The 12,601-nt window shown below is 72.7% G+C and carries 10 protein-coding genes and 1 pseudogene; 8 read left to right on the top strand and 3 right to left on the bottom strand.

The window, feature by feature from the left end; translation table 11 throughout:
- A pseudogene (locus LJ221_RS20030) lies at positions 1–123 on the top strand (IS5/IS1182 family transposase); the annotation flags it as partial.
- Positions 124–207: 84 nt separating this feature from the next.
- Positions 208–993, top strand: coding sequence for a serine protease (locus LJ221_RS20025; RefSeq protein ID WP_241718113.1), 786 nt, complete (start codon positions 208–210; stop codon positions 991–993).
- A gap of 288 nt (positions 994–1,281) precedes the next feature.
- Here the strand turns inward: LJ221_RS20025 and LJ221_RS20020 are convergent, their stop codons facing one another.
- Together LJ221_RS20020 and LJ221_RS20015 are read right to left on the bottom strand one after the other, a co-directional pair.
- A complete protein-coding gene (locus LJ221_RS20020; protein WP_241718110.1) occupies positions 1,282–1,482 on the bottom strand; it encodes a DUF397 domain-containing protein in 201 nt (66 codons plus the stop codon).
- A gap of 12 nt (positions 1,483–1,494) precedes the next feature.
- Positions 1,495–2,346 carry a helix-turn-helix transcriptional regulator gene (locus tag LJ221_RS20015; protein WP_241718109.1) on the bottom strand — a complete coding sequence of 284 codons (852 nt, stop codon included), beginning with the start codon at positions 2,344–2,346 and terminating at the stop codon, positions 1,495–1,497.
- A gap of 264 nt (positions 2,347–2,610) precedes the next feature.
- Here LJ221_RS20015 and LJ221_RS20010 point away from each other — a divergent pair, with 264 nt between their 5' ends.
- Both LJ221_RS20010 and LJ221_RS20005 read left to right on the top strand, forming a co-directional pair.
- Positions 2,611–3,087: an ATP-binding protein gene (locus tag LJ221_RS20010; RefSeq protein ID WP_241718108.1), complete on the top strand. Its 477-nt coding sequence runs from the start codon at positions 2,611–2,613 to the stop codon at positions 3,085–3,087.
- A gap of 189 nt (positions 3,088–3,276) precedes the next feature.
- Complete coding sequence (locus tag LJ221_RS20005; RefSeq protein ID WP_241718107.1) at positions 3,277–4,122, top strand: class I SAM-dependent methyltransferase; 846 nt, start codon at positions 3,277–3,279, stop codon at positions 4,120–4,122.
- Positions 4,123–4,150: 28 nt separating this feature from the next.
- Here LJ221_RS20005 and LJ221_RS20000 read toward each other — a convergent pair whose 3' ends face one another.
- A complete protein-coding gene (locus LJ221_RS20000) occupies positions 4,151–6,046 on the bottom strand; it encodes an NAD(P)-binding protein (RefSeq protein ID WP_241718106.1) in 1,896 nt (631 codons plus the stop codon).
- 211 nt (positions 6,047–6,257) lie between these two features.
- Here LJ221_RS20000 and LJ221_RS19995 point away from each other — a divergent pair, with 211 nt between their 5' ends.
- From LJ221_RS19995 to LJ221_RS19980, 4 genes are all read left to right on the top strand, one after another.
- Positions 6,258–6,947, top strand: coding sequence for an SDR family oxidoreductase (locus LJ221_RS19995; protein ID WP_241718112.1), 690 nt, complete (start codon positions 6,258–6,260; stop codon positions 6,945–6,947).
- A complete protein-coding gene (locus LJ221_RS19990; RefSeq protein WP_308314821.1) occupies positions 6,944–7,969 on the top strand; it encodes a methionine synthase in 1,026 nt (341 codons plus the stop codon). Before LJ221_RS19995 ends, LJ221_RS19990 begins: the two co-directional genes overlap by 4 nt.
- Positions 7,970–7,984: 15 nt before the next feature.
- On the top strand, positions 7,985–10,177 hold the full coding sequence (ligA, locus tag LJ221_RS19985; protein ID WP_241718105.1) for an NAD-dependent DNA ligase LigA: 2,193 nt from the start codon (positions 7,985–7,987) through the stop codon (positions 10,175–10,177).
- Positions 10,178–10,403: 226 nt separating this feature from the next.
- Entirely contained in the window at positions 10,404–12,569 is a 2,166-nt protein-coding gene (locus LJ221_RS19980; RefSeq protein WP_241718104.1) for a bifunctional diguanylate cyclase/phosphodiesterase, read from the top strand.
- Positions 12,570–12,601: the final 32 nt, after the last annotated feature.

Here is a 12,601-nt window from a genome sequence, read left to right as displayed (position 1 = left end):
TTCCGGGCCATCGCGACCCGCTTCGACAAACTCGCCAGCCGCTACCGGGCCGGACTCCACCTCGCCGCACTCGTCCTCTGGCTCCGCGAACCCAGACAAGATCATTTGTCAGACAGAACCTAGCGCGACCATGCCATGGTCGTCTGACGCGTCGGGCAAACGGAGGGAACCACTGTGCGCTGGAAGAGGAAACTGGCTGTGCTGCTGATGGGCGTGTGCCTGGCGGTGGGCCCGCAGGCCGGACCGGCCGCGGCCATCGTCGGAGGAGAGGAGGCGAATCCCCGTCGCCATCAGTTCATGGCCGGCCTGATCGACGTCGAGCGGATGAGCCTGTTCTGCGGGGCGACGCTGATCTCCCCCAGGTATGTGCTGACCGCCGCACACTGCGTTGACCGCAGATCTGTGCAACGGGTAGGGGTTCTGCTGGGCGATCACGACCACAGCACGGGAAGTGAAACCCAGGCCACGCGGTTGGTCCGGGTCGAGGACATCGTGGTTCACGAGAACTACGCCCCCGACACCAAGGCGAACAACATCGCCTTGGTGCGACTCATGGAGCCAGTGCAGACGAGCTGGGAGATCGATGTGGCTTACCTGCCCTGGGAACACGCGCCCGACAGCTTCGACAACGTCGTCGTGGTGGCTATGGGCTGGGGCGCCCTCAGTTTCGGCGGCCCGGTGAGCAGCGTCCTGCAGAATGCCGAACTCGACACGATGACCAATGCCGAGTGCGTCGACCGGGACGGGCCGTATGTCACTTCCGGCAGCATCTGCACCTACGCACCGGGCCGGGGCCCCTGTACGTACGACGACGGCGGCCCTGTTATCCACTACGTCGAGCGCAACGCCGATCACCCCGTCCTGGTCGGCGTCATCTCCCACGGCAGGGGCTGCGCCGGCAGCAGCCCCGACGTGAACACCCGCGTCTCCTCCTACCTGGAATGGATTCTCCGGAACACCCCCGGCGCCGTCTACGCGACGAGGCCGAGTTAGGCCGGCTCCTGGCGATGACATCGCTGTCCGCCACCCGTCACGGGACCGCCGCATGACCGTGGCCGCGCGGGACCGCCGACCGGGTGGCGGCACGGGGAGCGGCGGCCGGACGGTCAACCGGTCCGGCATCTCCCGACGGCGGGCAGGGTCCACACCGTGGTCCGCGGCCACCGCACGGTTTCTCATGGGTCCGCACGACCCCCGGAGACCGTGCGGTGGCCGTACGCGTTTCCAGCCGGGTCCACCAGCGAGATCGCGGAACCGGACTGGAGTACCGCCTGGACGGCCCTACCGGACGAGACGGTCGAACGCCCCGGCCTTCGCACCCCGGACGAGGGCGCGGAAGGCGGCGCGGTCGGTGGTGAGGACGCGGCCGGGGTCGGTGCTCTCGCGGACGGCTATGCCGTCGCCGTCATCGGCGGCCACCTCCACGCAGTTGTTGCCGCCCGCTTCGGAGAAGGACGACTTGGTCCAGACGAGTTCGGACACGGACGGCACCTCTCACAGGTCTCTGACGATCGCGCTGATGAAGTCCCTCGACGCTCCGGGTGACAGAGCCGCTTCCTCGATCAGGTCCAACCGGCTGCGAAAGTGGGCCAGTTGCGTCGGGGAGTCGATGAACACCGCGCCGGTGGGCGAGTCCATGTGCACGGTATCAAGGCGCGGGTTCGGCGCGTCGGCGTAGAGCACGGAGTCTCCGGCCATGGGGAACCCACCTGTCCGGAACGGGATCACGAGGAAGGTGACGTTGTCGCGCTCCCCGTCCTCCAGCAGACGGCTGAGCTGTGCGCGGGCGGTCGTCCTTCCGCCGAACCGCATCCTCAGCGCGGCCTCGTGGATCACGCCCACGTACGGGAGCGCCCTGTCGCCGGTGACCACGGACTGCCTGGCCAGACGGTGGGCCACGCGCAGTTCCACCTCAAGGCGCGGCAGCGGTGGCACGAGGAGTTCGAAGATCGCCCTCGCGTGGTCCTCGGTGTGGAACAGGCCCGGAAGGTGTGCGGTCTGTACGGTGCGCAGCCGCACCGCGTAGTGCTCGACCTCGGACACGTCGAGGAAGTCCGGCGGAACCTTGCCGCGGTACTCCTCCCACCAGTGGGTCCTCCGGCCTCCGGTCATCTCGGCCAGGGTGTCGATGAGTGCCTGGTCGGCACATTCGTAGATGCTGGCCAGGCGGCGCAGGCGCTCCTCGCTGATGCCGAAGCGGCCCGCCTCGATATTGGAGATCATCGTCCGGTTCGTCCCCAGCAAGCCGGCCGCGGTCTCCGCGGACATGCCGACCTCTTCGCGCAGTCGTCGCAGTTCGGCGCCGAAGCGGCGCTGGCGGATGGTCGGGGTCTGCCTTGGTGCCATGTGCCTTCTCCTTGTCCGCGCACAGTCTGGCGATGTCCGGAGCGCCGGTCCACGCGATCAACAAGGGTTAACTCGTTCTGATTAGTTTGGTAGCACCCGTTATGAGATCGGCTCTACGGTGAAGCCCGCCAAACGCGCCGCACCGCCGAGCGCGCGGCGGAAGCGCACCGTGCGGCCTGCCCGGGAGGGCGCACGGCAGGCCACCGCCCCGTGTACCGGCCGCCCGGCGGCGCGACCAGCCCTCACACCCCACCGGAGGACCGCGTGAGCACGCCACCGTTCCCGAAGCCGATCCCGTTCGCCGAACCCTGGGAGTACGAACTGCGCTTCCCCCGCGACCCGCGCGGCCCGGGGATCGCCAGAAGGACCCTGCGGGCCGTCCTGGCCGCGCACGGGCTGCCCGAACTGGCCGGCCGGGCGGAACTGCTGACCTCGGAGCTGGCCACCAACTCCGTCAGGTACGGCGAGCACGCCGCCGCCGTGACGCTGCGGTGGCTCCATCCCGTCCTGCGGGTCAGCGTGTGGGACGCCGGGCCCGGCGGGGTGCCCGCGCCGCCCTCGTCCCCGCCGCCTCCCGACCGGGAGGGCGGGCGCGGGCTGCTCATCCTCGACGTGCTCGCCGACCGCTGGGGCGACTGCCCGGCCGGGGGCGGACCCGCCGGACCGGGCGGCAGGACCGTCTGGTTCGAACTGCTCTGGGGCGGGCCTCCGCCTCCGTCCGCCCTGGTGCCCGCCGCCTGACGGAGCGGCGGGCGCGGTGCACCGGGTGCTCCCGCGGTCGGCGCTCGCGTGTTCTCCGGCCGGGGCCTGCCCGGTGCGGCATCGGTTGTGATCAGGCGGAGTGCGGGGAACACTGACCAATCGGAGTAACCGGGCGGATCGCCTGAACCGTGTGCGGCCGTCCCGTCACCCAGCGACACGGAGGTGCCCATGGGAGCCAGGAATCCGTCCGACTCCGAGCTCTCCCGGAACCGCGCCGCCCTCGCGCACAGGGCGCGGTACGCACTCGCCCACCCCGGACGCGTCCCCGCCCATCTGCGGCGGACCGCCCGGGACGCCTGGCTGCGGGCGAGGTACCGCGGCGACCACATCGGTTACTACCGGGCGGTGATGGCCTCCGACGCCGCCCGCAGCCCCGAGGCGGCGGTCGGCGGCCGGCCGTCGTACGAGCGCTGGCTGGCCCTCGGGCAGATGCAGTTCGACTACCTGATGGAGCACGGACTGAGGCCGGACGACCGGATGCTGGAGATCGGCTGCGGCAACCTGCGGGCAGGCCGGCTGTTCATCGACCACCTGGAGCCTGGCCACTACCACGGCATCGACATCTCGCCCGACATCCTGATCGAGGCCAAACGGACCGTGGTGCGCCACGGGCTCCAGGACAAGCTGCCCCATCTGACGATCGCCGACGACCTGACCTTCGACTTCCTGCCGGAGAACCACTTCACGGTCGTCCACGCCCACAGCGTCTTCTCCCACTCGCCGCTGGAGGTCATCGACCAGTGCCTGGAGAACGTGGGGAGGGTCCTCGCGCCGGGCGGCTTCTTCGACTTCACCTTCGACCGCACCGAGGGCCGTGAGCACCACGTGCTGCGCGAGGACTTCTACTACCGTACCGAGACGCTGACCGGCCTCGCGGCCGGCCACGGCCTGGAGGCCCGTCTCATGGACGACTGGGAGCGGCGCCCGCACGGCCAGTCCAAGATCCGCGTCACCCGCCCGGCGCCCGACCGGGCGGCAGCGGGTGGCGCTGAACCGGAGCGCAGCCCCGTGTAGCGCGCCCCGGCGCGGACGGGGGCGCGGTTCACGGCGCGGGAGCCGGGTCCCCCGCTCCCGCGCCGTCCGTGTCACTCGTCCCGCCTGCGCCGGCTCCGCGCGGGTCCTCGCCCGAGAGCAGGGTGCCCAGGCCCTCGCGGGTGGCGGCCACCACCACGCGGTCGCCGGCCGTCAGCACGTAGCCGTCGTGCAGCCGCCAGGCGAGATCGCCGGTGAGGGTGTAGGTGCGGGCGCCGGAGGTGAGGGAGCCCAGATCGGCGCGGCGGCGGTCGGGCGGGGCGGTGTCCAGGGCCAGGATCCGCCAGGAGCCGGGACGGAACGCCTCGCCGACGGTGCGGCCCTCCAGCAGCCGGTTGCCCTCCACCGAGACCGCGGCGAAGACCAGCACCCGGCGGCCCACGGGTATGGCGCCCAGCACCTGACGCCCCATCATGGCGCCAGCGAAGGCCGGGGCTGCCAGCGCCGAGACGCTGCGGCTGCGGGTCTGCGCGCCGGGGTAGGTGTCGCGCAGCGTGCGGTAGACGGTGGCGGCGAACTCGTCGTCGAACAGGCGCATCACCACCCGCAGACCGGGGTTGACCTGACGGGCGTAGAGCGTGGCCTCCAGGTTGGTGCCGCTGTCGCTGGTCAGTGCCAGCAGGGCGCGGCTACGCGCTATCCCCGCCTCCTCCAGCACTCCGCCCTCGGTGACGTCGGCGATCAGGGTCGGCACCCGGCGGGCGCGGGCGGTGGCGATGCCGCGGGCCTCGGCATCGCGCTCGATGCACACCACGGGGATGCCCAGTTCCAGCAGCTGGTCCAGCACACGGGTGCCGACCTTGCCCAGCCCCAGCAGGACGATGTGCTTCTCGATACCGGGCGGCGGGGGCGGCAGGGCGGCCGCCCTGCGGAAGGTGCCGTAGCTCTCCAGCACGACGGCGAACATCAGCGGCAGCAGCGCGGTGCCCGCCAGCCCGCCCAGCAGTTGCAGGACCTGTTCCCCGGTGCCGCCCTCCAGTTCGGGCTCGTTGATGGACATCACGTTGAGCAGGGTGATGTAGGCGGCGTGCAGCGGCGTCTCACGGGTGACGTACCAGTTCGCGGCCGCGAGCAGGACGACCACCGCGGTGAGCCCGAGCAGGGCGGCCCGCAGTTTCCGGGAGAAGAAGCTGCCCACCGGCAGTCTCGGAACCCGGGGGGCCGGGGTGCCGGCTTGACCGGGGCGGCGGGTGATCGCCTCCAGGACGACGGTGCCGCGCTCGTCGGGCAGGCCCTCCAGCTCGCGCGGGTCGGGCAGCAGCACGGGACCGTCGTGGTCCTCGGGGTCGGCGTAGACGTCGCCCTCGTCGGAGTCCGGCGCGTCGGGCAGCAGGGCCAGGGTGCACAGCGGGGCGCGGCGGCCGGCGGTGCCTACGGTGCGCTCCTTGGCCCGCAGCAGCAGCCCGCCGGCGTGGACGACCTTGCTGCTGCCGACCACGGCCGCCGCCACCATGGAGGGGGCGGCGGTGTCCGCGTCGGACAGGACGGTGGTGGAGGCGTCCACGACCCTCTGGTCCAGGCCGGGGATGCGGGCGGTGATGGTCCGGTCGAGCAGGTCCTCCAGGTAGCGGCCCAGTGTCCGGTTGAACATCCGGATGACCAGGCGCAGTTCGGGGTTGATGCGACGGGCGCGCAGGGCGGTGTGGATGTTGATCTGGTCGTCGCCGGAGGTCAGCGCCAGCGCGGCGGCGTGCTCGACGCCCGCCTCCCGCAGCGCCTCGTCGTCGGGTGCCTGGGCCTCCACCGCCCGTACGTCCAGGCGCCGGTCGCCGACCAGCGCGGCGATCTGCGGGCCCTGGTCGCCGCCGCGCAGCGAGGGCAGGACGACGGTGACCCGCTGGCCGTAGACGGTGGCGAGTTCGCGCACCAGCCGCTGCGACAGCGAGTTGTCGCCGCACACGACCATGTGGCCCGGGCGTCCGCCCCCCCGCCGGCGGCCGGCCTGCGGGGGAACGGCGGGAACGGGAACGGCGGGGACGGGAACGGCGGCGGGCGCGGAGGGCTCCGGCCGAGGGGGCTGCGGTACGGAAGCGGCCATGGGACCTGATTCGACCACGCCCGCCGCGGTGGACGGCACCATTCCCGCCACCGGGGGCGGCGGATGGGACGATGTGCGCATGGGAACGCATGTGATCACCGGGGCGGGCTCCGGCATCGGGGCCGAGATCGCCGAGCGTCTTCGGGAGCGGGGCGAGGAGCTGTGGCTTCCGGCGCGGAACGCGGGCCGCGCCAGGGAACTGGCCGAGCGCTTCCCCGGCGCCCGCACCCTCGTCGCGGACCTGGCCGAGCCCGAGCGGCTGTCGTGGGCGCTGTCCCACCAGGAGCTGCCGGAGCGGGTGGACTCGCTGCTGCACGTCGCCGGGGTGGTGGACCTGGGGAGGATCGGGGAGCTGACGCCGAAGGTCTGGAACGCCACCCTGGCGGTCAACCTCGTCGGCCCGGCCGAGCTGACCCGGCTGCTGCTGCCGCAGCTCCGCCCGGCCCACGGCCACGTGGTCTTCGTCAACTCCGGCGCGGGCCTGAACGCCAACGCCGACTGGGGCGCGTACGCGGCCAGCAAGCACGGGCTGAAGGCGCTCGCCGACTCGCTGCGCGCGGAGGAGGGCGGCGCGGGGGTGCGGGTGACCTCCGTCTACCCGGGCCGCACCGCCACGCCCATGCAGGCCAGGGTGCACCGGCAGGAGGGCAGGGAGTATGACCCGGCGCGCTGGATCCCCCCGTCCGCGGTGGCGACCGCCGTCCTCACCGCCCTCGATCTGCCCGCGGGCTCGGAGATCACCGACCTGAGGGTGAGGCCGTCGGCGTGAGGGAGCACGTGTGGGGCAAGGGGGCCGCGACCGGCGTCGGGTCGATGCCCGGCACCGACGCCCGGGAGGCCGCCAGGACCGTCACCGGCAGCCTGGAGCGCTTCCCGTATCTGCCGGAGCTGCCCGCGCGCGGGCCGGGCGCCGACATGATCGGGCGGACGGCCGGGCTGCTGGCGGAGCTGTACGTCCGCCTGGAGCCGAGCGGCTGGCGGGTGGGCGACGCACCCGGGCGCGACACCCGGCGGGCCCGGTCCTGGCTCGGGGAGGACCTGGACGCGCTGGAGGAGTTCACCCAGGGCCACACCGGGGCGCTGAAGGTATCGGCCGTCGGGCCGTGGACGCTGGCGGCCTCGCTGGAGCGCCGCGGCGGCGAGGCGATGCTCGGCGACGCGGGCGCCTGCCGCTATCTGGCCGAGTCCCTGGCAGAGGGGCTGGGCACCCATCTGGCCGAGGTGCGGCGCAGGGTACCGGGGGCCCGGGTCGTCCTCCAGCTCGACGAGCCGTCGCTGACGGCGGTGCTGCTGGGCAGGGTGTCCACCGCCAGCGGCTACCGCACCCATCCGGCTGTGGACCGGGGCGTGGCCGAGGGGGCGCTGCGGCAGGTGGTCGAAGCGGCCCGGGAGGCGGTGGAGGGGGGCTCCGTGGTGGTGCACTCCTGCGCTCCGGGGGTGCCCTTCGGGCTGCTGCGCAGGACGGGCGCGGACGGGATCTCCTTCGACCTCTCGCTGCTCACCGAACGTGACGACGAGGCGGTCGGGGAGGCGGTCGAAGCGGGTACGGCGCTGTTCGCCGGGGCGGTCCCGGCGGTGGAGCCGGACTCGAGCGCGCTGTCAGACCCTGCCGGTAGCGTCATGGACGTCAGGACGCTGTGGCGCAGGCTGGGGCTGTCTCCGGAACTGCTGGCGCGATCGGTGGTCGTCACGCCCGCCTGCGGTCTGGCGGGCGCCTCGCCGGCCTACGCGCGGGCCGCGCTCGCGCACTGTGTCCGGGCCGCACGCTCACTCGCGAACGACCCTGATTAACAGGAGGCTTGACACATGGAGACGGTGAGCCCGGACAGTGAGGCGCGCGAGAGACACGCGCGGCTGGCCCAGGAGGTCGACGAGCACCGCTTCCGGTACTACGTGACGACACCGGTCATCAGCGACACCGAGTTCGACATCCTGATGCGCGAGCTCCAGGAGCTGGAGGCGAGGTACCCGGAGCTGGCCACGCCGGACTCGCCGACGCAGAAGGTGGCCGGCTCCTACGAGACGGAGTTCACCGCCGTACGGCACCGCGAGCGGATGCTGTCGCTGGACAACGCCTTCGATGACGAGGAGCTGGACTCCTGGGCCGACCGGGTCGCGCGCGAACTGGGCGGCTTGCCGTACCACTTCCTGTGCGAGCTGAAGGTGGACGGGCTCGCGGTCAACCTGACGTACGAGCACGGCAGGCTGACGCGCGCCGCGACCCGCGGCGACGGCCGCACCGGGGAGGACATCACGCCCAACGTCCGTACCATCGCGCAGATCCCCGAGCGGCTGAAGGGGGAGCGCGTCCCGGACCTGGTGGAGATCCGCGGCGAGGTCTTCATCCCCATGGAGCGCTTCGAGGAGCTGAACGCGCGGCTGGTCGAGGCGGGCAAGCCGGCGTTCGCCAACCCCCGCAACGCGGCGGCCGGTTCGCTGCGGCAGAAGGACCCCAAGGTCACCGCGGAGCGCCCGCTGCACATGGTGGTGCACGGCATCGGCGCCCGCGAGGGCCTCGATGTCGACCGGCTCTCGCACGCCTACGGGCTGTTGCGCGAGTGGGGCCTGCCGACCGCCGCGCACAACAGGGTGGCCGGTTCCATCGGCGAGGTGCGGGAGTTCATCGCGCACCACGGCGCCAACCGGCACTCGGTGGAGCACGAGATCGACGGGGTCGTCGTCAAGCTGGACGAGATCCCCCTCCAGGGGCGGCTGGGCTCCACCTCGCGGGCGCCGCGCTGGGCGATCGCCTGGAAGTACCCGCCGGAGGAGGTCAACACCAGGCTGCTGGACATCAAGGTGAGCATCGGCCGCACCGGGCGGGCCACGCCGTTCGCCGTGGTGGAGCCGGTGACGGTGGCCGGCTCGGAGGTGGAGTTCGCCACCCTGCACAACCAGGACGTGGTCAGGACCAAGGGCGTGCTGATCGGGGACACCGTCGCGCTGCGCAAGGCGGGTGACGTCATCCCCGAGATCCTGGGCCCCGTCGCCGATCTGAGGGACGGCAGCGAGCGGGAGTTCGTGATGCCCGCCGAGTGCCCCGAGTGCGGCACCGGGCTGAAGCCGGCCAAGGAGGGGGACGTCGACCTGCGCTGCCCCAACGCCCGCTCCTGTCCGGGCCAGCTGCGTGAGCGGCTCTACTACCTCGCGGGGCGCAAGTGCCTGGACATCGAGCACTTCGGGTACGTGGCGGCGACCGCGCTGACGCAGCCGCTGGAGCCGGCCGCACCGCCGCTGCGGGACGAGGGGGACCTGTTCGACCTCACCGTCGAGCAGCTGCTGCCCATCAGGACCTACGTGCTGGATCCGGACAGCGGCCTGCCCAAGCGGGATCCGGGGACGGGGGAGGAGAAGGTCGTCACTTTCTTCGCCAACCTCAGGGGCGAGCCGAAGAAGAACACGCTGGCGATGCTGGAGAACATCCAGGCGGCCAAGGAGCGCCCGCTGGCCAGGGTCATCGCGGGACTGTCGATCCGTCACGTCGGCCCGGTCGCGGCCGAGGCGCTGGCCAGGGAGTTCCGTTCGCTGGACCGGATCGCCGATGCCTCCGAGGAGGAACTGGCGGCCACCGAGGGGGTCGGCCCGACCATCGCGGCCTCGCTCAAGGCATGGTTCGCCCAGGAGTGGCACCGCGAGATCGTCGGGAAGTGGCGGGCGGCCGGCGTCCGGATGGAGGAGGAGGGCGGCGCCGAGGAGGGGCCGCGCCCGCTGGAGGGGGTCACGGTGGTGGTCACCGGGACCCTGCGGTCGTACACGCGGGATGGCGCAAAAGAGGCGCTGCAGAGCCTGGGAGCAAAAGTGACCGGTTCTGTTTCAAAGAAGACCGGTTTTGTTGTGGCGGGCGACAGTCCTGGATCGAAGTATGACAAGGCCGTGCAGTTGAAGGTCCCGATCCTGGACGACGCCGGTCTCGCCGTCCTCCTGGAACGGGGGCCCGACGCCGCGCGACAGGCCGCGGTCACTCCCGCCGAGCCCGACGCCGAGTCGCCCGCCGGATGACGGATCGTCGGCGGTGGTGGCGGTGCCATCGCCAAGTCCTTTGCCGGGCAATGCCTTTGACTGAGTGATGAGGAGAGGCTGCGCGGCGCTTATCAGACGGACGCGATCGACCGGTCGGCATTCGGGCAACCCCGATCGATCACTGCCCAGCCGGCCGCCCGCGCCCTACTGTTGACGGGGTGCGCCTGCCGTGGCGTGGGCACCGACGGCTGTGAGAGGGACGCGCATGCAGCACAAACCCCGGGGCCGGGGACAGCAGTGGCTCCGCCACGAGCGGCCTCGACCGACCGCCGCCCCGCCGGGGCCGCAGCGCGTCACCTCCCCGGATGCCTCCGGGCTCTCCCGCGCGGTCCTGGCGGTCGCCGCCGCCGTCCTGGCCGCTGTGATCCACCAGGCGGTCTCCGAAGGGCACGCCCTCTTCCCCGGCGGCACGGCGGGCTGGTCCTTCGCCATCCTCACCGGCCTCATCGTCGGCCACCTGGTCGCCCTCGGCCGTGACCGCTGGTGGGGCGGCACCGGCTCCGGCGCCGCCCTCACCCTGGCCATCCTGCTGCTGTACGGCTGGATCCCGGCCGTCCTGGTCAGCCTCGCGGTGGTGGTCCTGGTCGGTGCGGCCCGACGGCACCGCTGGCGCCAGGCGCTGCGGCACGGCGCGGTGGACATCCTCGGCATCGGCACCGCGGCGCTGTGCCTGGCGGCCTTCGGCGTGAACCCCTCCGTGGGGGACCCCTGGCGCCCGGCCGCCTGGAGCCCGTACGCGCTGCCCGAGGTCTTCCTGGCCGCCGCCGCCTACCTGCTCGTCACCCGGACCCTGCTGTGGTGCATCCTGGCCCCGCGCCGGGGGGAGCTGCCCACCGTCGCCCGCACCGCCCTGGTGCGGCAGGGCCTGGTCGTTCTCGCACTGCCGGCCATCTCGCCGCTGATCGTGGTCGTCGCCGTCCACATGCCGCTGCTGCTGCCGCTGTTCTCCGTGCCGCTGGTCGCGCTGGACTCCGCCCTGTGGATCGCCCGCGCCCGCGCCGAGGAGCGGCTGCGCGATCCCCTCACCGGGCTCGCCAACCGTCAGTGGCTGCTGGAACGCACCTGGTCCGCCCTGGACGAGGCCGACCGGATGGGCGCCCGCTCCGCTCTCGTCCTCATCGACCTCGACCGCTTCCGGTCGGTCAACGACACGCTCGGCCACCTGGCGGGCGACCGGCTGCTGCTGCAGATCGCGGACCGGTTGCGGGCCGCGCTGCCCCGGGGCGCCGAGGTGGCCCGGCTCGGCGGCGACGAGTTCGCCGTACTGCTCCCCCTCGCCGACTCGCCCACCAGCGCACAGCGCATCGCCCGTGCCCTCGTCTCCGCCCTCGGTACGCCGCTGGACCTGGACGGGCTGACCCTGGAACTGGAGGCCAGCGCGGGGGTCGCGGTCTTCCCCGACCACGCCGGCGAGGCGGAGGGCCTGCTGCGCCGTGCCGACGTCGCGATGTACCAGGCCAAACGCGACCGCAGCGGTGTGGAGGTGTACGAGGCCACCCGCGATGGCAACACACCCGACCGGCTGGGCCTGCTGGGGGACCTGCGCCGCGCCCTGGACGCGGGCGAGATAGAGCTGTACTACCAGCCCAAGGTCGCCTTCGACGGCTCCGTCTCGGGGCTGGAGGCACTGGTGCGCTGGGCGCATCCCGAGCGGGGCAGGGTGCCCCCGGACGAGTTCATCGCCATCGCGGAGTCCTCCGGCCTGATGCCGCGCCTGACCGACTACGTGCTGGAGACCGCGCTCGCCCAGGTCGCCCGCTGGCGCTCTTGGGGTCTGACCGTGCCTGTCGCGGTCAACGTCTCGCCCCGCGACGTCCACAGCCCCGGCTTCGCCGGATCGGTGGCGGCCCGGCTGGCCCGGCACGGCGTCCCGGCCGGGGCGCTCCACCTGGAGATCACCGAGCACGTCCTGCTGGAGGACCCGCAGCAGGCCGCGGACACCCTCGCCGCGCTCACCGGCCACGGTGTGCGGATGTCCCTGGACGACTTCGGTACCGGTTACTCCTCGCTGGTGCACCTGCGGAGACTGCCGGTGAGCGAGCTGAAGATCGACCGCTCCTTCGTGGCCCGCCTGGCGGTGGACACCGAGGACGCCGAGATCGTGCGCTGCACGGTGGACCTCGCGCACTCCCTCGGCCTGCTCGTCGTCGCCGAGGGCGTGGAGGACGACGAGACCTGGGAGCGCCTGCGCGACCTGGGCTGCGACGCCGTACAGGGCTGGCTGGTGTCGGCTGCGATGCCTCCCGCCGAGGCCACCGCCTGGCTGCGGGCGCGCGACGGGGCGCCGCCGCCGGTCGAGACGGCGCACCCCGCGCTGCCGGGGCCGGCCAGGAGGACCGTCCCGGGGCGCCGGGGACAGTCCGCGCGGTAGGGGCGCGGCACTCCGTCCGGGTGCCCGGCCGG

This window comes from Streptomyces sp. CNQ085, assembly GCF_022614595.1.
Classification (GTDB): domain Bacteria; phylum Actinomycetota; class Actinomycetes; order Streptomycetales; family Streptomycetaceae; genus Streptomyces.
This window is presented reverse-complemented; position numbering and strand designations above follow the sequence as displayed.